The 17,233-nt window shown below is 42.7% G+C and carries 26 protein-coding genes; 17 read left to right on the top strand and 9 right to left on the bottom strand.

The annotated features are described in order from the left end of the window. Positions 1-56 precede the first annotated feature (56 nt). From ypbS to exnP, 3 genes are all read left to right on the top strand, one after another. A complete protein-coding gene (gene ypbS, locus BSU_22020) occupies positions 57-314 on the top strand; it encodes a spore associated protein (RefSeq protein ID NP_390084.1) in 258 nt (85 codons plus the stop codon). 74 nt (positions 315-388) lie between these two features. Continuing rightward, positions 389-535, top strand: a complete 147-nt coding sequence (ypzF, locus tag BSU_22019; RefSeq protein YP_003097753.1) for a hypothetical protein — start codon at positions 389-391, stop codon at positions 533-535. Positions 536-635: 100 nt separating this feature from the next. Beyond that, positions 636-1,526, top strand: coding sequence for a 5'3'-exonuclease (gene exnP, locus BSU_22010; RefSeq protein NP_390083.1), 891 nt, complete (start codon positions 636-638; stop codon positions 1,524-1,526). A gap of 7 nt (positions 1,527-1,533) precedes the next feature. Here the strand turns inward: exnP and sspL are convergent, their stop codons facing one another. From sspL to queP, 3 genes are read right to left on the bottom strand one after another with little or no spacing between them, the layout of a single operon-like run. Beyond that, complete coding sequence (gene sspL / locus BSU_22000; protein ID YP_054584.1) at positions 1,534-1,662, bottom strand: small acid-soluble spore protein; 129 nt, start codon at positions 1,660-1,662, stop codon at positions 1,534-1,536. 41 nt (positions 1,663-1,703) lie between these two features. After that, positions 1,704-2,102 carry a putative RNA binding protein (no RNase H activity) gene (gene ypdQ / locus BSU_21990; RefSeq protein ID NP_390082.1) on the bottom strand — a complete coding sequence of 133 codons (399 nt, stop codon included), beginning with the start codon at positions 2,100-2,102 and terminating at the stop codon, positions 1,704-1,706. After that, complete coding sequence (queP, locus tag BSU_21980; RefSeq protein ID NP_390081.1) at positions 2,102-2,791, bottom strand: preQ0 transporter (promiscuous); 690 nt, start codon at positions 2,789-2,791, stop codon at positions 2,102-2,104. The genes ypdQ and queP overlap by 1 nt, the downstream gene beginning before the upstream one ends. An 82-nt stretch (positions 2,792-2,873) precedes the next feature. On the opposite strand from queP, the gene ypeP reads away from it, so the two are divergent. Beyond that, positions 2,874-3,554: a ribonuclease gene (gene ypeP / locus BSU_21970; RefSeq protein NP_390080.2), complete on the top strand. Its 681-nt coding sequence runs from the start codon at positions 2,874-2,876 to the stop codon at positions 3,552-3,554. Then, positions 3,547-3,729 (top strand): hypothetical protein, encoded by a 183-nt coding sequence (gene ypeQ / locus BSU_21960; RefSeq protein NP_390079.1) that lies wholly within the window; start codon positions 3,547-3,549, stop codon positions 3,727-3,729. The genes ypeP and ypeQ overlap by 8 nt, the downstream gene beginning before the upstream one ends. Before the next feature lie 27 nt (positions 3,730-3,756). On the opposite strand, the gene ypzA is transcribed toward ypeQ, so the two are convergent. Beyond that, positions 3,757-4,026, bottom strand: a complete 270-nt coding sequence (ypzA, locus tag BSU_21950) for a putative spore coat protein (protein ID NP_390078.1) — start codon at positions 4,024-4,026, stop codon at positions 3,757-3,759. Positions 4,027-4,181: 155 nt separating this feature from the next. On the opposite strand from ypzA, the gene degR reads away from it, so the two are divergent. Continuing rightward, on the top strand, positions 4,182-4,364 hold the full coding sequence (degR, locus tag BSU_21940; protein ID NP_390077.1) for an activator of degradative enzymes (aprE, nprE, sacB) production or activity: 183 nt from the start codon (positions 4,182-4,184) through the stop codon (positions 4,362-4,364). A gap of 51 nt (positions 4,365-4,415) precedes the next feature. Here the strand turns inward: degR and cspD are convergent, their stop codons facing one another. The 4 genes from cspD to metAA form a co-directional block, all read right to left on the bottom strand. After that, entirely contained in the window at positions 4,416-4,616 is a 201-nt protein-coding gene (gene cspD, locus BSU_21930) for a cold-shock protein, molecular chaperone, RNA-helicase co-factor (RefSeq protein NP_390076.1), read from the bottom strand. A 15-nt stretch (positions 4,617-4,631) separates the two neighbouring features. Continuing rightward, positions 4,632-4,778, bottom strand: coding sequence for a hypothetical protein (locus BSU_21925; RefSeq protein YP_009513973.1), 147 nt, complete (start codon positions 4,776-4,778; stop codon positions 4,632-4,634). 80 nt (positions 4,779-4,858) lie between these two features. Beyond that, complete coding sequence (ugtP, locus tag BSU_21920) at positions 4,859-6,007, bottom strand: UDP-glucose diacylglyceroltransferase (protein ID NP_390075.1); 1,149 nt, start codon at positions 6,005-6,007, stop codon at positions 4,859-4,861. 230 nt (positions 6,008-6,237) lie between these two features. Further along, positions 6,238-7,143 carry a homoserine O-acetyltransferase gene (gene metAA / locus BSU_21910; protein NP_390074.2) on the bottom strand — a complete coding sequence of 302 codons (906 nt, stop codon included), beginning with the start codon at positions 7,141-7,143 and terminating at the stop codon, positions 6,238-6,240. Positions 7,144-7,485: 342 nt separating this feature from the next. On the opposite strand from metAA, the gene bsaA reads away from it, so the two are divergent. The 11 genes from bsaA to ypkP all read left to right on the top strand — a co-directional run bounded on the left by bsaA (position 7,486) and on the right by ypkP (position 16,539). Further along, complete coding sequence (gene bsaA, locus BSU_21900; protein NP_390073.1) at positions 7,486-7,968, top strand: bacillithiol peroxidase; 483 nt, start codon at positions 7,486-7,488, stop codon at positions 7,966-7,968. A gap of 15 nt (positions 7,969-7,983) precedes the next feature. Then, a complete protein-coding gene (gene hdhQ, locus BSU_21890) occupies positions 7,984-8,601 on the top strand; it encodes an Mn(2+)-dependent (deoxy)ribonucleoside pyrophosphohydrolase (RefSeq protein ID NP_390072.1) in 618 nt (205 codons plus the stop codon). 59 nt (positions 8,602-8,660) lie between these two features. After that, complete coding sequence (ypgR, locus tag BSU_21880) at positions 8,661-9,794, top strand: putative lyase or scaffold (protein NP_390071.1); 1,134 nt, start codon at positions 8,661-8,663, stop codon at positions 9,792-9,794. A gap of 288 nt (positions 9,795-10,082) precedes the next feature. Beyond that, positions 10,083-11,759, top strand: a complete 1,677-nt coding sequence (gene ilvD / locus BSU_21870) for a dihydroxy-acid dehydratase (protein NP_390070.2) — start codon at positions 10,083-10,085, stop codon at positions 11,757-11,759. 106 nt (positions 11,760-11,865) lie between these two features. Beyond that, a complete protein-coding gene (brxA, locus tag BSU_21860) occupies positions 11,866-12,300 on the top strand; it encodes a protein disulfide isomerase; bacilliredoxin A (de-bacillithiolation) (RefSeq protein NP_390069.1) in 435 nt (144 codons plus the stop codon). A 41-nt stretch (positions 12,301-12,341) separates the two neighbouring features. Next, a complete protein-coding gene (gene rsmJ, locus BSU_21850; RefSeq protein NP_390068.2) occupies positions 12,342-13,115 on the top strand; it encodes a putative 16S rRNA m(2)G1516 methyltransferase in 774 nt (257 codons plus the stop codon). A 259-nt stretch (positions 13,116-13,374) separates the two neighbouring features. Further along, positions 13,375-13,986, top strand: a complete 612-nt coding sequence (gene ypjP, locus BSU_21840; protein NP_390067.1) for a hypothetical protein — start codon at positions 13,375-13,377, stop codon at positions 13,984-13,986. A 17-nt stretch (positions 13,987-14,003) separates the two neighbouring features. Then, positions 14,004-14,537 (top strand): putative phosphatidylglycerophosphatase, encoded by a 534-nt coding sequence (gene ypjQ / locus BSU_21830; protein ID NP_390066.1) that lies wholly within the window; start codon positions 14,004-14,006, stop codon positions 14,535-14,537. Between the two features lie 83 nt (positions 14,538-14,620). Continuing rightward, a complete protein-coding gene (thyB, locus tag BSU_21820) occupies positions 14,621-15,415 on the top strand; it encodes a thymidylate synthase B (RefSeq protein ID NP_390065.1) in 795 nt (264 codons plus the stop codon). After that, positions 15,412-15,918 (top strand): dihydrofolate reductase, encoded by a 507-nt coding sequence (gene dfrA, locus BSU_21810; RefSeq protein NP_390064.1) that lies wholly within the window; start codon positions 15,412-15,414, stop codon positions 15,916-15,918. The genes thyB and dfrA overlap by 4 nt, the downstream gene beginning before the upstream one ends. Further along, a complete protein-coding gene (gene ypkP, locus BSU_21800) occupies positions 15,919-16,539 on the top strand; it encodes a putative 1-acyl-sn-glycerol-3-phosphate acyltransferase (protein ID NP_390063.2) in 621 nt (206 codons plus the stop codon). A gap of 38 nt (positions 16,540-16,577) precedes the next feature. On the opposite strand, the gene yplQ is transcribed toward ypkP, so the two are convergent. After that, on the bottom strand, positions 16,578-17,219 hold the full coding sequence (yplQ, locus tag BSU_21790) for a putative membrane hydrolase (protein ID NP_390062.1): 642 nt from the start codon (positions 17,217-17,219) through the stop codon (positions 16,578-16,580). Positions 17,220-17,233 lie beyond the last annotated feature (14 nt).

Below are 17,233 nucleotides of genomic sequence, written 5' to 3'. Positions count from 1 at the left end.
TGGCTTGTATTTCAAGTCATGATAGACTAAATAGAAAAAAGCGAGATGAACGATTAATGTCAGAGGTACATAAAGCAATTTCAGCACATTCATCAAAACAGCACGAGCATATCAAAGCATTTATGCGTCTTGAAAATATGCGTGAATTGGCGATTGAAGAAGCTGTTGCTAAATGCAGAAACGATGAGCCTTATACTACAGATGCAATTAATGAAATTACCGAGCAAATGAATCAGCTCGCTAAAAAAGGCATCGTCCCGACAAGACGGCTTGTATCAAAAGAAATGGTCAGAGAATACGTAAGCCGCATGTAAGCTGGATGATCCTGTCGCGAGTGAACCTCCTGCCGGAAGCATATACTATATGCATCCGACGTAAGGGGGGATTCATGTTGGGCAGAACAAAGCTCGGAAACAGAAATGCACAGGCGAATAACAACGCCAAAAAGAAAAACGGATTTCAAACCCATTTTGACTCTTACGCAGGACGCGAAGCTGAAAAGCTGATCGCCAGCAACAAAAGACACAACGATTGATAAATATTCAAACAGTATCTCTAATTAAAGAGATACTGTTTTTTATTTTTGGGCTGCTTTATGATAAAATAGAAGGAATGAAAGAAAAGGGAGTTATTTGATGAATAATAATAAACTATTGCTGGTTGACGGCATGGCTCTTTTATTCCGGGCCTTTTTTGCCACGGCCGTACATCGCAACTTTATGATAAATGACAGCGGGGTGCCGACGAACGGCGTCAACGGCTTTTTAAAGCATTTGATTACAGCTGTGGAAACATTCCAGCCGACACACGTCGTCTGCTGCTGGGACATGGGGAGCAAAACGTACCGAAATGACTTGTTCCAAGATTATAAGGCCAACCGCAGCGCGCCGCCTGTGGAGCTGATTCCGCAGTTTGATTTGGCAAAGGAAGCAGCCGCAGAGCTTGGAATCATGAATATTGGCTTTGCCGGCTATGAAGCGGATGACTGTATCGGTACTCTTGCCGATTTATTTGCGAATGAAGCGGACATTACGGTGGTAACAGGGGACAGAGATTTACTTCAGCTGTTAACGGATAAAGTAAGCGTTGCTTTGCTTCAAAAAGGAATCGGAAATTATAAAGTCTATACAAAAGAGACTTTTTATGAAGAAACAGGCGTAATGCCGAAGGCTTTGATTGATATTAAAGCGCTTATGGGTGATTCCAGTGATAACTATCCCGGAGTCAAAGGCATTGGAGAAAAAACAGCCTACAAACTGATTCGTGAATACGAAACGATTGACCGTTTATTGGAAAATCTTTCTCTTCTTCCAAAAGGACAGCAGGGAAAAATTCAGCAAGGTTTAAGCGATTTGGAGATGTCGAGGAAGCTTGCGGAAATCCATTGCTCAGTGCCGCTGGCCTGCACACTGAAAGACGCTTTATTTACTTTGCAAATGGAGCAGGCGGCTGACATGCTTCGCCGCCACCAAATTAAAGGAATTGAGCGTATGCTTGAAAAGCTGAACGCTAGAGAGATCGTTTAGATCCTCTCTAGCGTTTTGTATTGCTTTTTTTTGCTCTCTCCTCAAGCTCTGTTTTAGGGTCATTATGTGTATTGCCTTCCAGGTCGCCTTGCGGAGTAACACCGCCGGTCAGCCGGCCTTTATCTTTCTTTTTCATGTTAGTTCACCTCGCCATTAGGATGAACCAATGATCAAGATTTAATTCTTTTCATTCAGCCGAATCGCTTCTTTTGCCAGAAGATCGGCTTTTTGGTTTTGCTTGCCCGGTATCCATTTGATGAAAAAAAGAGGGAATGCCGCTTTTAATCGGATGATCTCTTCTACAAACGGTTGAAACGTTATATTTTTAACCATTTCAAGCTCAGTGGCGCGTTCCACAATATCTGAATCGGTTCGAAAGGAAACTGATTGATACCCGCGCGTTGCACATAGCTTCATCCCTTCAATTAATGCAAGAAATTCCGCTTCCTGGTTTGTATGCACTCCGATTGGAATAGAGAAAGATTCTGCTTTTCCCTCATGTTTGATAAAAATGCCGATACCGGAAGGCCCTGGATTACCGGCGCTTGCGCCGTCTACATATATTTCTGTAGGCATTATGAACTCCTTTCATCATTAGGTATCATTTTTTTGGCTGCATAGGCATAAGGCAATGAAATTAAAGATACCGCAAACTTAATCAAATATGTAGAAATAAAAATATGAAGCCACACGTCTGCCGGATAAATGCCGAGAAAGGCGACTGCAGTGAATATGAATGTATCAAACAACTGGCTGACTGCTGTACTGCCGCCGTTTCTGAGCCATAAAAGCCGATCAGAAGGAAATATCCTTCTAATTGCCGAATATACATAAACATCCAGCGTTTGGCTGAAGATAAAGGCAAGCAGACTTCCTAACGCAACTCGCGGAAGGAATCCGAAGATCGTTTCCAGCGCTGTTTGTGATATGTCGCTGGAAGCCGGTTCGAAAAGCAGCACGCCCTGCATGACAAATGTCAGCGTCAGGAGCGTTGAGAATCCGAGCCATACCGCTTTTCTGGCTTCAGCTGGTCCGTATTTTTCATTCAGCACATCTGTCGCAAAAAAGATTGTGCCATACATCACATTCCCGAGTGTCGCTGTTAAGCCAAACAGTTCGACTGTTTTGACGACTTGGAGGTTGGCGCAGACTGTCGCAAAACCGATCCAAACAAACAGTCCCATTTTGCCAAATCCTTTATAAAATAAAAGAACAATGATAAAATGAATGATCGCAAAAAAGATCCAAAACGAATTATTAAACAAGATGAAAAAGCTTCCTTTCCGGGGTAAGATTGGTTTGATTATAGCATAAGCCCGGCAACTAATGAATGGTAAGGTGATTGTAATGAAGCTCAGACCGCATTTGAAAATAGAAGCAAAAGGAACGGGATCCGTCTCATTTTTTAGCGAAGACTGGCTGACAGCACAGCAGGCACGTACGTTCGCCAGAGAACTTGGCCGTTTTCCATACATGAAGGAGCTAGAGTTCGAAGACGAGAAAGGCGGCAGCTGGACGCTGAAGGAATTGGAAAAGCTGACAGAGGAGCTTGCTCAAGAGCCTGATGACATTACTGTTTATTTTGACGGCAGTTTCGATAAAGAGAGCGAACTGGCCGGTCTCGGGATCGTCATCTATTATTCATTGGGAGGAACCCGGCATCGCTTGAGAAAAAATAAAAGCTTCCGGCTGAAAACCAATAATGAAGCTGAATACGCAGCGCTTTATGAAGCAATAAGAGAAGTAAGAGAGCTTGGGGCAAGCAGAAATTCAATTACAATCAAAGGGGACTCGCTTGTTGTGCTGAATCAGCTTGACGGCAGCTGGCCTTGTTATGATCCATCTCATAATGAATGGCTGGACAAAATAGAAGCACTCCTTGAATCGCTGAAGCTTACTCCAACCTACGAAACAATACAACGAAAAGACAATCAGGAAGCTGACGGCCTCGCTAAAAAAATTCTATCCCATCAATTCGTAGAAAGCCACACGAAATTAGACCGTAACGGAGATGACGATATTGGATAAGAAAATGATCTTTAAAGAACTGACAGAACTGCACGATGAATATTGCAAGGACTGTTTTATTAAGAAGCAGTTTCGCAAAGAATTTGGCAAAACTTATGCGCATTCATTTTGTATCAATAAATGTACGGTTGGTGAAAAGTTGAAACAATACGGAGATGTCTTAACCAATCACTAAAAATAAAAACCGCAGAAGCTGCGGTTTTTATTCTTTGAATTCATCCAGCTGATGCTCGCTGTCATCTAGCAGCTGCTGTTGCTGCTTTACAAATTCAGGATCATCGAGAGCTGCCAGCTCTTCAGATTGTGACAGTTCTCTAGCATCCTCAATGGCTTGGTATGCAGAGTCGACTAATGTTTTGCTTTGGCCTCTCGTCGCGGCTCCTGTTGTTTTCTGCGCTGTTTCCACCGCTAGTTCCAGCTGCCGCTTATCCGTAAAGCCGGTCTGATCCTCATTATGAAATTCTGAAGTCACAAAAAACACCTCCGCCATTATTTTGCAGAGTTTTTTTGAAATTTATGTACCAAAATAGAAAAGAAAATAAAAATAAGCCGATATAACTATTGAACCAGAATAAATAGGACCGTTTTACTATTTGAGGTATCTTGATAGAGAAGGGGAACGCAGCTATGGATGATAAAGACTTGAAGTTGATCCTTCACAAAACATTTATAGAAATATACAGTGATTTAGAAGAACTGGCCGATATCGCGAAAAAAGGAAAACCATCAATGGAAAAGTATGTTGAAGAGATTGAACAGAGGTGTAAACAAAACATTTTGGCGATTGAAATCCAGATGAAAATCAAATAGGAGAGGCGAATGCCTCTCCTCTATTTGTCATCTCATCATCATGTATTGAGTTTAGAGTTTTACAACATTAGAAGCTTGAGGTCCACGATTACCTTCGACAATTTCAAAAGAAACTTCTTGTCCTTCTTCTAATGATTTGTATCCATCTCCTTCGATAGCTGTGAAGTGAACAAATACATCGTCTCCGCCTTCAACTTCAATGAAGCCGAATCCTTTTTCGTTGTTGAACCATTTTACTTTACCGTTTTGCATATTGCTTAATTCCTCCTAGTACTGTAGCACCCATGTGCTAAAAAAAATTTTGTCATCATCTAACTTTGATTCATTGTTAAATGATGGTTCAACTATACACCATCTGGGAGCACCCGTCAAGTTGCGAAACGGCTTATTTTTCAAAAGAAGGGCAAGTTCCATAAAAAAATGTAACCGCTTTTATTGATGGCTGAATATAAATAAAAAGAGCACACGATTTTCGTATGCTCTCAAGTACGCCATTACGATAGCACTTTGGCTTTTTGTTTGGCGGTCATCATTTCTGATTCCTTCAGGATATCCTCTAAAATCACTTCAGAGGAGTTTGCTAAATGAAGGTCCTTAATGTTTTTCTTCATGCGATGCAAGGTATCTTCATCTGCAAGAAGGGAAGTGACTGACTCGAGAATCTCTTCATGACGGTTCACAACGATGGCAGCTCCGCGGTCTTCAAAGAAGTTTGCATTTTCTTTTTCCTGGCCAGGCACGGGTTTGTACAGAATGACAGGCACTCCAATGGCTGTGGCTTCTGTCAAAGTAATGCCGCCGGGCTTGGTAATCATGCAATCTGTGATCCGAAATAGCTCATCAATGCGCTCCACATAGCCCAGAACTTTTAATTTGTCACCATTTTCCGCTTCAAGCGCACTCAAAGATTCTTTTAAAGCCGTATTTTTCCCGCACACGACAACTACTTGCACTTGGTCATCCTTGACAAGGTTTTCGCACAGCTCTTTTACGTTCTTTAATACACCGTGAGCACCTGCCATGATCAGAAGCACTTTTTTGTTTGGTGAAAGATTGTACTTTTTATATATCGGGCCAACAGGCATGGATTCTTCAAATTGCGGCCTGATTGGAATTCCTGTGATTTTTACATTGCTTGGATGAGTGCCGATCTCCAGCAGTTTTTCCTTCACGTAATCTGTCGCCACATAATATTTATCCACGTTTTCGTGAACCCAAATTTTATGAAGACAAAAATCAGTCATAACGTTGAAGGTAGGAATGACTCTTCCAGTTCGGCGTCTGTATTCCGGCACGACGATCATCGGAAATGTATTAATAATAATATCGGGCTGATGTTCATCGACAAGTTCGCCCAATCTTTTATTACCCATTTTAAAGTAAATATTGAATTTACGTTTATTATAGATTTTGTCAACTCCGTAATAAAACAAACGATAAAACTGTTTCCCGATTGAGAAGCTTTTTAAATAAAGGTATTGAGTTACCTCTGAAACAATCGGATTTGACTCTTGGTACAAATTAGAAACTGTTACATGCTGAAAGCCGAGCCGTACACATTGTTCATAAAGTGTTTTGGCTACCTGCACATGTCCATTTCCGTAATTTGCAGTCAAAATTAATACTCTTTTATTGGTATTCAAGTAAATTCACCTCAATGTAATCAACAACAAGCAAGCTTCATGCATCGTAAGGAGTTATTGTCTATACATAAACATAACACAAATACATAATCGAATTATTAATGCAGTGAAAAAGTTAAGCTAATTTTAAATGATTTGGATTCCAGTATTTTAAATTTTTGTTATACGCAGACTGAATCAGATGTATTTTATCATATTTTTTGCTCAGCGTATCACTAAAAAAAGAAAAATTAGTCCCATTCATAAGGAGTTTCTTGGTAAACGTAATAATTCAGCCAATTCATAAACAATAATGTGGCATGCGCTTTCCAGCGATTCACTGGCTCGTTGCTGCCTTTTGCAAAATAATGTTTAGGGGCCTCGACAGTAGAAAGGTTTCGTTCCAAATCTCTTTCATACTCTTGAAGAAGCGTATTTGTATCATATTCAGGGTGCCCTGTCAAAAAGACTTGTTTTTCGTCTTTAGACACAATTAAGCAAACCCCGGCTTCCTTTGATGCGGTAAGAATGTTTAACTCGGGCACTGCTTGAAGCTGTTCCATATTTATATCTGTATGCCGGGAATGCGGCACGTAGTATAGCTCGTCAAAACCTCTTACCAATCTTTCGTGTTTTGAAAGAACGGTATGTTCGAACACACCGAAGATTTTTTTCGGCATTTGAATTTTTTCCACACCGTAATGGTAATACAAACCTGCTTGAGCACCCCAGCAAATATGCAAGGTTGAAGTGACATTTGTTTTGCTCCACTCCATGATTTCCTTGAGCTCTTCCCAATATGAAACCTCTTCAAACGCCAAATGCTCGATCGGCGCACCGGTGATAATCATGCCGTCAAACCTCTTGTGACGGATATTGGAAAAAGTCGTGTAAAATTCGTCAAGGTGTTCTCTCGCAGTATTTTTCGGCGTGTGTGTGCTTGGGATTAAAAATGTGAAATGAACCTGTAAAGGCGAATTTCCAAGCAATCTGAGAAGCTGAGTCTCTGTTTGGATTTTTTTCGGCATCAAATTTAATATAATAATTTTTTGCGGCCGGATATCCTGATGAAATGCTCTGCTTTCATCCATTACAAATATATGTTCACTTTCAAGCACCTGTTTTGCCGGCAGGTGTGTTGGTATATTAATAGGCAACGTGCCACCTCCATTATTTCCCCGTTTAATTTTCTTCATTATAGGAATTTTCACGCCAATTTTCAATCTATCTATACGTGTTGAGGGGGAAACAACAGAAAACTCTTTAAATAAAACGCACTGACACGCCTTTTGGTTTCACAGTAAAATGATTTTCAAAGATGTAAGAGGGAATTGTAATGTTTTATAGAATGATAAGATAAAAAACGAGCCATATGAATTGATAATGAACTGACGCTCATATCGTTAGGTTTCTTATGAGTTCTTAATTGATGTTTACATTTTGAATTGCGATTTAAAAAAGGTAAAATAATCAGCACCAAGGACATAGGAGGGACTTACATGTCTATTTATCATATGAAGGTACGTACAATCACAGGGAAAGACATGACACTTCAGCCTTTCGCGGGAAAGGTACTGATGATCGTGAATACAGCAAGTAAGTGCGGTTTTACTTCCCAATTGAAGCAGCTGCAGGAATTATATGATACATATCAGCAGGAGGGGCTGGAGATCTTAGGGTTCCCCTGCAATCAATTCATGAACCAAGAGCCTGGTGAAGAGGCTGACATACAGGAATTTTGTGAAACAAATTACGGTGTTACATTTCCTATGTTTTCAAAAGTGGATGTAAACGGGAAAAACGCCCACCCGCTGTTTGTGTATTTGACAGAACATGCGAAAGGGATGCTGGGAACTAAGGCGATCAAGTGGAATTTCACGAAATTTATAGTGGATAGAAATGGAGAAATCGTTGGCCGTTATTCACCAAATACAAATCCGAAAGAGTTGGAAGACGATATCGTGAAGCTATTAGAGCAATAAAAAGAGGGTGTTTTTGTGAAGGAATTGAAGCAGGCAGAGCAAATCAGGACATGGGTTCAATCTATCCTGACTGACGAAAGCTCTGGACATGACTGGCATCATGTATCAAGAGTAGCAGATCTTGCAGCGTATATTGGAGAAAAGGAAAAAGCGGATTTGTTCATTGTTGAAACGGCGGCTTTGGTTCATGATTTAATTGATGTGAAGCTGCCTGACACGGTCAGGCTTTCTGTGAGCGAAGTATATGATCAGCTCGTTTTTTTCGGAGTAGGAAAAGAGAATGCTGACAGGGTGATTCATATTATAACAAGGATGTCCTTTCGGGACAGGGGGAAATTGGCGAAGGAGCCGCTCTCAATTGAAGGAAAAGCTGTACAGGATGCTGACAGACTTGATGCGATTGGTGCTGTCGGCATTGCGAGAGCTTTCATGTTTGCGGGCGCAAAAGGGCATGGCCTTTATGGAGATGAGCAAAGCGCCTACGCTCATTTTTTTCATAAGCTGCTGCGGCTGAAAGATATGATGAATACAGACACTGCACGGGAACTGGCAGAAGAAAGACACAATTTTATGCTTCAATTTGTCCGCCAATTAGAAAAAGACATACCCGGGATTGATGCCGAAACGTCGTAATAGAAGGCTTGGAGCGACTATGATAGAATAAGTCACAGATATGCTATAGGAGGACGATCATGAAGATAAAATCAATTGAACCTACACCAAGCCCGAATACAATGAAAGTCATCTTAACGGAAGAGCTTCCGGCGGGCAAAAGCAATAACTATAAACCTGAGCAAGCAGAAGGCGCACCGCTTGTTATAGCGGAAATCCTTAAAATAGATGGAGTTAAAGGGGTATATCACGTCGCAGATTTTCTTGCTGTTGAACGGAATGCAAGATACGACTGGAAAGACATTTTACCGCAAGTCCGCACTGCATTTGGGATGGAAAGTGCTGAAAGCGCAGAAGAAAATCGTTCTGATCAAGAATCTTTTGGAGAGGTAAAAGTTTTTGTGCAGATGTTCAGCGGCATTCCTATGCAAGTTAAATTAACCGATGGAGAGCGGGAAGAACGCTTCGGCTTACCTGAACGCTTTCAGCAGGCGATCTTAAAACTTAGATCTGAAGCTTCCAATGTTGTGTTTGAGCGGGCTTGGAAAGAACAAGGTGTCAGATTCGGTGACTTTGATGAAATCGGCCATGATGTGACAGAAGAGCTTCAAGCGGCATACAGTGATGAACGGCTGAAACGACTGACTGAAGCAGCCGCTCAAGGAAAGGGCGAAGCAAAACAAGCTGTACAGCGCAAAGCGTATAAAGTAACGCTTGATATGCTGGATGATGAGGACTGGAAAAAGCGTTATGCACACTTGGAACAGATGGATCCGAAAGAAGAGGATATCCCGGTTTTACAGAAGGCATTGGATGATCCAAAGGTGTCCATCAGAAGACAGGCTGTTGTGTACTTAGGAATGATTGAAACACCTGATGTTCTTCCTCTATTGTATAAAGCACTTGAGGACAAAGCTGTATCAGTCAGAAGAACGGCCGGAGACTGCCTGTCTGATATCGGCGATCCTCAAGCCATTCCTGCTATGATCAAGTCATTAAGCGACTCCAGCAAGCTTGTTCGCTGGCGTGCCGCCATGTTCCTGTACGAAGTCGGCGATGAAAGTGCAATTGAAGCTTTGCGCGCTGCCGAAGATGACCCCGAATTTGAGGTCAGCCTTCAAGTCAAAATGGCGCTTGAACGTATTGAGCATGGAGAAGAAGCAAAAGGTTCTGTTTGGAAACAAATGACGGAAAGCAGAAAAAAAGGCGAATAAAGATAAAAAAGGTGCAGATCATGCACCTTTTTTATGTGAATTCACTTTTTATAAAAATTATTTCGAATATTGTTGAAAAATATCCGAAAACTATTTATAGTAAGTAACAATATTAATAGTTGGAGGGTTCAAATCGAAAGAAAGCTATATAAATATAAAAACACGAAAGAACAAAACAAGGTGAGGGCGGCCTGTATTTATCTTATTTGCAAAAACAGCCCATAAATAAACTGAAAATTGTCAAAATAAAATCCAATCAAACAATTGAAAGAATTTAGGAGGATCACCATGGCAGAATTACGCAGTAATATGATCACACAAGGAATCGATAGAGCTCCGCACCGCAGTTTGCTTCGTGCAGCAGGGGTAAAAGAAGAGGATTTCGGCAAGCCGTTTATTGCGGTGTGTAATTCATACATTGATATCGTTCCCGGTCATGTTCACTTGCAGGAGTTTGGGAAAATCGTAAAAGAAGCAATCAGAGAAGCAGGGGGCGTTCCGTTTGAATTTAATACCATTGGGGTAGATGATGGCATCGCAATGGGGCATATCGGTATGAGATATTCGCTGCCAAGCCGTGAAATTATCGCAGACTCTGTGGAAACGGTTGTATCCGCACACTGGTTTGACGGAATGGTCTGTATTCCGAACTGCGACAAAATCACACCGGGAATGCTTATGGCGGCAATGCGCATCAACATTCCGACGATTTTTGTCAGCGGCGGACCGATGGCGGCAGGAAGAACAAGTGACGGGCGAAAAATCTCCCTTTCCTCAGTATTCGAAGGGGTAGGCGCCTACCAAGCAGGGAAAATCAACGAAAACGAGCTTCAAGAACTAGAGCAGTTCGGATGCCCAACGTGCGGGTCTTGCTCAGGCATGTTTACGGCGAACTCAATGAACTGTCTGTCAGAAGCACTTGGTCTTGCTTTGCCGGGTAATGGAACCATTCTGGCAACATCTCCGGAACGCAAAGAGTTTGTGAGAAAATCGGCTGCGCAATTAATGGAAACGATTCGCAAAGATATCAAACCGCGTGATATTGTTACAGTAAAAGCGATTGATAACGCGTTTGCACTCGATATGGCGCTCGGAGGTTCTACAAATACCGTTCTTCATACCCTTGCCCTTGCAAACGAAGCCGGCGTTGAATACTCTTTAGAACGCATTAACGAAGTCGCTGAGCGCGTGCCGCACTTGGCTAAGCTGGCGCCTGCATCGGATGTGTTTATTGAAGATCTTCACGAAGCGGGCGGCGTTTCAGCGGCTCTGAATGAGCTTTCGAAGAAAGAAGGAGCGCTTCATTTAGATGCGCTGACTGTTACAGGAAAAACTCTTGGAGAAACCATTGCCGGACATGAAGTAAAGGATTATGACGTCATTCACCCGCTGGATCAACCATTCACTGAAAAGGGAGGCCTTGCTGTTTTATTCGGTAATCTAGCTCCGGACGGCGCTATCATTAAAACAGGCGGCGTACAGAATGGGATTACAAGACACGAAGGGCCGGCTGTCGTATTCGATTCTCAGGACGAGGCGCTTGACGGCATTATCAACCGAAAAGTAAAAGAAGGCGACGTTGTCATCATCAGATACGAAGGGCCAAAAGGCGGACCTGGCATGCCGGAAATGCTGGCGCCAACATCCCAAATCGTTGGAATGGGACTCGGGCCAAAAGTGGCATTGATTACGGACGGACGTTTTTCCGGAGCCTCCCGTGGCCTCTCAATCGGCCACGTATCACCTGAGGCCGCTGAGGGCGGGCCGCTTGCCTTTGTTGAAAACGGAGACCATATTATCGTTGATATTGAAAAACGCATCTTGGATGTACAAGTGCCAGAAGAAGAGTGGGAAAAACGAAAAGCGAACTGGAAAGGTTTTGAACCGAAAGTGAAAACCGGCTACCTGGCACGTTATTCTAAACTTGTGACAAGTGCCAACACCGGCGGTATTATGAAAATCTAGATAGCTGGGGACACTTTCTTTTATTTTAAGGCGTGAACATTTGAAATCCGGCCCTCTCTATAGTATCCTTTACTTCAGATGAAGGATACTAGAGGGGGCTTTTTTTATGTCAATGGCTTATGAAGAATACATGCGCCAGCTTGTCGTACCGATGCGCCGCGAGCTGACTGGAGCAGGTTTTGAAGAGTTAACAACAGCGGAAGAAGTAGAAAACTTTATGGAAAAGGCAGAGGGCACAACTCTTGTAGTCGTTAACTCTGTATGCGGCTGCGCGGCAGGCCTTGCGCGTCCTGCGGCTACACAGGCAGTCCTCCAGAATGACAAAACACCTGACAATACGGTGACTGTATTTGCGGGCCAAGATAAAGAAGCTACTGCGAAAATGCGTGAGTATTTTACTGGCCAGGAGCCTTCTTCACCATCAATGGCTCTTTTGAAAGGCAAAGAAGTCGTACATTTTATTCCGCGTCATGAAATTGAAGGACACGATATGGAAGAAATCATGAAAAATCTGACTGCTGCCTTCGATGCGCACTGCTAAATGCCCGTTCTCCGGGCATTTTCTTTTTGGGAGTACAGAAGATGATAACAACAAGCTATAGACCGTCTGAACACACCATAAAAACTGCAAAGCAGCTTTCTAAAGAGCTAAATATGCCATACTGCGGCCGGAATAAACAAACGGTTGAGCACCTGCTGAAATCAGCTGAACGTGATTTGCTTGTGGTCGGCAAAGAGCGGTTTGAGCTGTATACGAAACAAGGTGCCAAATTCTTTTTTCATCCGAATACAGCGATGTTCAGAGCCAAACGCTTCTTACAGGGGGAGAAAGAACCTATGCTTCGGGCTGCCGGCTTATCTGAAGGGGATACGTTTTTAGATTGCACACTCGGGTTGGGGTCAGATGCCATTATCGCAAGTATGGCAGTAGGCGAAACGGGTTCTGTTGTTGGGATTGAAAAAAACCATCTTGTGTCTGTTTTAGTGAGGACGGGGCTGCATTCATGGGAAACGGGTATAGAAGAGCTTCAAGCTGCGATGAGAAGAATCCAGGTGAAGAATGGTGATTGCTTTGAACACATCAAGCAGCTCCCTGACAACTCTGTTGATGTGGTTTATTTCGATCCAATGTTTCATGAACCTGTAGAAACCTCTGACGGCATCGCGCCTTTACGTGATTTGGCAGAGGATTCCGTTTTGCACGAAGGATGTATCAATGAAGCGGTACGAGTCGCCAGAAAAAGCGTTGTGCTAAAAGACCACTGGAAAAGCCCGCGGTTTGAACAGTTTGGTTTTAACGTCATGAAAAGAAAAACAGCACTGTTCCATTATGGCGTCATTCAAACAAGCCCGTGATTCATATCACGGGCTTTCTGTTAATCGGTGACCTCCATGACGACAAAGTATAATAATGTTAAGAGTGAAACTGTGGCAAACAGAGCGTCAATCATGCGGAAAGCCTCCTTTCATGAAATATTGTAAGCGTTTTTACACAAAGTGCATAGCAACGAATCTCCTAATTTGCATATCAGTTTCATATAGTACATGACTTGCATGTTTTGGATGTGCTAAAATAAGAGAAACATGACAATAAAATAGAGAGGAATAAGCAGTCATGAAATTGTGGATGAGAAAGACCCTTGTGGTTTTATTTACCATTGTAACGTTCGGGCTCGTATCTCCTCCGGCTGCCCTTATGGCGGACAAGCCTTCCGGACAGCCGAGCAGTCTTGAGCAGAATGATTACACCGCTTTTTATGATGAGCATGACCTGTACGATGATGAGTCGGATGACAGGCGAGATCCTGAACTGCTTTTTCAATCGTACAAGGAACAGCTCCTTGACAGCGCTGAGGATCAGTCCTTTTTAAAATTCGGCAGCAGAATCGCTCCTGTCATTGAGGATGACTATCGGAAAGAGATCCTGCCAAAAATCGAAAATGTGATTAGTGATTATTTAGCGACATTGCAAGATGATGAGGCGTACCAAGATGTTGTGATCTCAAGCATGCCTTCAGCGGGCAAAACGGAAAAAATTTTCAACGTTTACAATCGGACAACTGGAGAAGATCTTCTCAGATTCCATGTGCGAAGAGACCACCCGCCTCATGACGGCTACTGGTTTAATTTTCATTATCATACAGCAGAAGATGGATTTCAATCACATCATGAGCTTGGGAGCATTTACTGGGACCGCAACACGCCTCCCAACTGGATGAGTGCCTAAAGGAGATGCCATTAGACATGAAAAAGTACACAATGAATGAAATGGTCGATATAACAAAGGATATGCTGAACAAACGGGGCGTTATGATAGAAGATATTGCACGGATTGTTCAAAAACTTCAGGAAAAATACAATCCAAATCTGCCGCTCAGTGTTTGCATGGAGAATGTAGAAAAAGTCCTGAACAAACGTGAAATTATTCATGCTGTTTTGACAGGCCTTGCACTCGATCAGCTTGCAGAACAGAAACTTCTCCCCGAACCGCTGCAGCACCTTGTTGAAACGGATGAACCGCTTTACGGCATAGATGAAATTATCCCGCTTTCAATCGTTAATGTGTACGGGTCGATCGGTTTGACCAATTTCGGTTATTTGGATAAAGAGAAGATTGGAATTATTAAGGAACTTGATGAAAGTCCAGACGGTATTCACACCTTTTTGGATGATATTGTGGCAGCTCTTGCTGCAGCAGCGGCGAGCAGAATTGCACATACGCATCAGGATCTGCAAGATGAAGAAAAAGAACAGGATGAAAAGCCTGTCGTCAGCTGACTATAAAAAAATCATTTCTGGGTTCAGAAATGATTTTTTATTGTGTTACACTACTAGAAGACTACTTTTAAAGGATGAAAAAAATGAAACAGTATAAGGATTTCTGCAGACATGTTTTAGAGCATGGTGAGAAAAAGGGAGACCGGACTGGGACCGGAACAATCAGCACTTTCGGATATCAAATGAGATTTAATTTACGGGAAGGCTTTCCGATGCTCACCACTAAAAAACTCCACTTTAAATCAATTGCGCATGAACTGCTGTGGTTCTTAAAAGGAGATACGAATGTACGCTATCTGCAGGAAAACGGAGTGCGAATCTGGAATGAGTGGGCTGATGAAAACGGTGAACTTGGACCTGTATATGGCTCCCAATGGCGTTCTTGGCGGGGAGCTGATGGAGAAACCATTGATCAAATTTCCCGTCTTATTGAAGATATTAAAACAAATCCGAACTCCAGACGCTTAATCGTCAGCGCCTGGAATGTTGGTGAAATTGATAAAATGGCGTTGCCGCCGTGCCATTGCCTGTTCCAATTCTATGTGTCTGACGGCAAGCTGTCCTGTCAGCTGTATCAGCGCTCTGCCGATGTTTTCTTAGGTGTGCCGTTTAATATTGCATCTTATGCCCTCCTAACCATGATCATTGCTCATGTGACTGGGCTTGAACCGGGCGAGTTCATCCATACGTTTGGTGATGTTCATATTTACCAAAATCATATTGAACAAGTCAATTTGCAGCTGGAAAGAGATGTTAGACCGCTTCCGCAGCTTCGTTTCGCCAGAAAGGTTGATTCTATTTTTAACTTTGCATTTGAGGACTTTATCATCGAGGATTATGATCCGCATCCTCATATAAAAGGGGCGGTCAGCGTATGATTTCATTCATTTTTGCGATGGATGCCAACAGGCTTATCGGCAAAGACAATGATTTGCCGTGGCATTTGCCCAATGATCTTGCATACTTTAAGAAAATAACATCGGGCCATTCAATCATTATGGGCCGGAAAACATTTGAATCGATCGGACGTCCGCTTCCAAATCGGAAAAATATTGTCGTTACCTCAGCGCCGGATTCAGAATTTCAGGGATGCACGGTTGTCAGTTCATTAAAGGATGTACTGGACATTTGTTCAGGCCCTGAAGAATGCTTTGTGATCGGAGGGGCTCAGCTCTATACGGACCTGTTCCCTTATGCGGACAGACTGTATATGACGAAAATTCATCACGAGTTTGAGGGTGACCGTCACTTTCCTGAATTTGATGAATCCAATTGGAAGCTGGTTTCTTCTGAGCAGGGGACCAAAGACGAAAAAAACCCGTATGATTACGAATTTCTAATGTATGAAAAAAAGAATTCTTCTAAAGCGGGAGGATTTTAATTGGTTCGCTACAGCCTTCTAGTGGTTTATATTGTGTATATGCTGTTAAAAAATATGAAACAATTATTTAATCAAACAATGCTCGATCCCCGTCTGTCATACAAAAAACAGATGGCTCTTGTGTACGAACAGCCAAAGGCGTTTTTAGAAGGCTGTATCGGCATCTCCGGTTCAGTTGTGACGATCCATCAGCCAGAGCCAATACCACACGGTCCTGTTTTGTATGTGCATCCCCGTTTGCGTTTGGCTGAACTGGCCTTAATTGCTGGATATATTGAGGAACCGGCCGGCTTTATCGCTAACCCAAAAGTGTTCCGCTTGCCTTTTATCGGGCAATGGCTGGATCGGATGGATGTGATTTCAGACGGGGATTCAGAAAAGGTATATGAAGATGTGACAAAACAGCTGGAAAAGGGACAAAGCCTGATTCTTTCACTAGATGGTTCTATTGATCCTGTAGAACTTGCGGCCCGCTATCATCTTCCGTTGGTGATGGTGGAAACGAAAGGAACAGATAACATGCAAAATGGCTCGTTTTTTAAACGCTTAAAACCGGCAGACATTGAATTGTCCTTTTCAAAAGCTTATATACCTGCCAATGAAAAACAATTACGTGCATAAAAAAGCGCAGTCGTGAAGACTGCGCTTTTCTGTTACTGTTACGAAAGGAAAGGCACCTTTACACAATAGAAGAGCACGCAGAAAAACATGGCAGCGCTCCCGCCCAATACAAAGCTGTGCCAAATGGCGTGATGGAAGGGGATCTTTTTCCAAATGTAAAAGATGGTTCCGACAGAGTATAAAATGCCGCCGAGAAAAAGGAGGCTGAATCCCGCTCCGCTCAGTGAAGCATATAAAGGTTTAACTGCAATAATCATCAGCCACCCCATGACTAAATACACGAAGGTTGACAATAGGATAAACCGTTTCACAAAGAAAATTTTAAAAACGATTCCGCCTAGGGCAAGTGACCATACGATAACCAACAGGGTAAAGCCGAGTGTGCCTTTCAGCGGCCCAAGCAAAAAAGGCGTGTAGGTTCCGGCGATGAGTACGTAAATTGCGCTATGATCAATAATCTCCAAAATGTCCTTCGTTTTTTTATGTGTGATGCTGTGAAGCAGGGTGGAGCTCAAATATAACAGCAGCATAGAGACACCGAATATTGTAAAGCTGACAATGTCCCATGCAGACCCGTAATTAGCCGCAAATATGATTAGAAACACTAATGCTGGGATGGATAAGAGGACACCGATGCCGTGTGTAATCGCATTGGCGATCTCTTCTTTGATTGTAAACAAGTACATTCTCCTTT

Origin of the sequence: Bacillus subtilis subsp. subtilis str. 168, assembly GCF_000009045.1 — a bacterium.
Taxonomy (GTDB): Bacteria; Bacillota; Bacilli; order Bacillales; family Bacillaceae; genus Bacillus; species Bacillus subtilis.
Note: the sequence above shows the minus strand (reverse complement) of the source record. Positions and strands in the feature narration are given on the sequence as shown.

Excerpts from the sequence above, each read along its gene's own strand:
- sspL (YP_054584.1), bottom strand. The coding sequence starts at position 1,662 with ATGAAAAAGAAAGATAAAGGCCGGCTGACCGGCGGTGTTACTCCGCAA.
- exnP (NP_390083.1), top strand. The coding sequence starts at position 636 with ATGAATAATAATAAACTATTGCTGGTTGACGGCATGGCTCTTTTATTC.
- ilvD (NP_390070.2), top strand. The coding sequence starts at position 10,083 with ATGGCAGAATTACGCAGTAATATGATCACACAAGGAATCGATAGAGCT.
- ypjP (NP_390067.1), top strand. The coding sequence starts at position 13,375 with ATGAAATTGTGGATGAGAAAGACCCTTGTGGTTTTATTTACCATTGTA.
- BSU_21925 (YP_009513973.1), bottom strand. The coding sequence starts at position 4,778 with ATGGAACTTGCCCTTCTTTTGAAAAATAAGCCGTTTCGCAACTTGACG.
- ypbS (NP_390084.1), top strand. The coding sequence starts at position 57 with ATGTCAGAGGTACATAAAGCAATTTCAGCACATTCATCAAAACAGCAC.
- cspD (NP_390076.1), bottom strand. The coding sequence starts at position 4,616 with ATGCAAAACGGTAAAGTAAAATGGTTCAACAACGAAAAAGGATTCGGC.
- dfrA (NP_390064.1), top strand. The coding sequence starts at position 15,412 with ATGATTTCATTCATTTTTGCGATGGATGCCAACAGGCTTATCGGCAAA.
- degR (NP_390077.1), top strand. The coding sequence starts at position 4,182 with ATGGATGATAAAGACTTGAAGTTGATCCTTCACAAAACATTTATAGAA.
- thyB (NP_390065.1), top strand. The coding sequence starts at position 14,621 with ATGAAACAGTATAAGGATTTCTGCAGACATGTTTTAGAGCATGGTGAG.
- ypeP (NP_390080.2), top strand. The coding sequence starts at position 2,874 with ATGAAGCTCAGACCGCATTTGAAAATAGAAGCAAAAGGAACGGGATCC.
- ypzF (YP_003097753.1), top strand. The coding sequence starts at position 389 with ATGTTGGGCAGAACAAAGCTCGGAAACAGAAATGCACAGGCGAATAAC.
- ypgR (NP_390071.1), top strand. The coding sequence starts at position 8,661 with ATGAAGATAAAATCAATTGAACCTACACCAAGCCCGAATACAATGAAA.
- bsaA (NP_390073.1), top strand. The coding sequence starts at position 7,486 with ATGTCTATTTATCATATGAAGGTACGTACAATCACAGGGAAAGACATG.
- ypjQ (NP_390066.1), top strand. The coding sequence starts at position 14,004 with ATGAAAAAGTACACAATGAATGAAATGGTCGATATAACAAAGGATATG.
- brxA (NP_390069.1), top strand. The coding sequence starts at position 11,866 with ATGTCAATGGCTTATGAAGAATACATGCGCCAGCTTGTCGTACCGATG.
- ypdQ (NP_390082.1), bottom strand. The coding sequence starts at position 2,102 with ATGCCTACAGAAATATATGTAGACGGCGCAAGCGCCGGTAATCCAGGG.
- rsmJ (NP_390068.2), top strand. The coding sequence starts at position 12,342 with ATGATAACAACAAGCTATAGACCGTCTGAACACACCATAAAAACTGCA.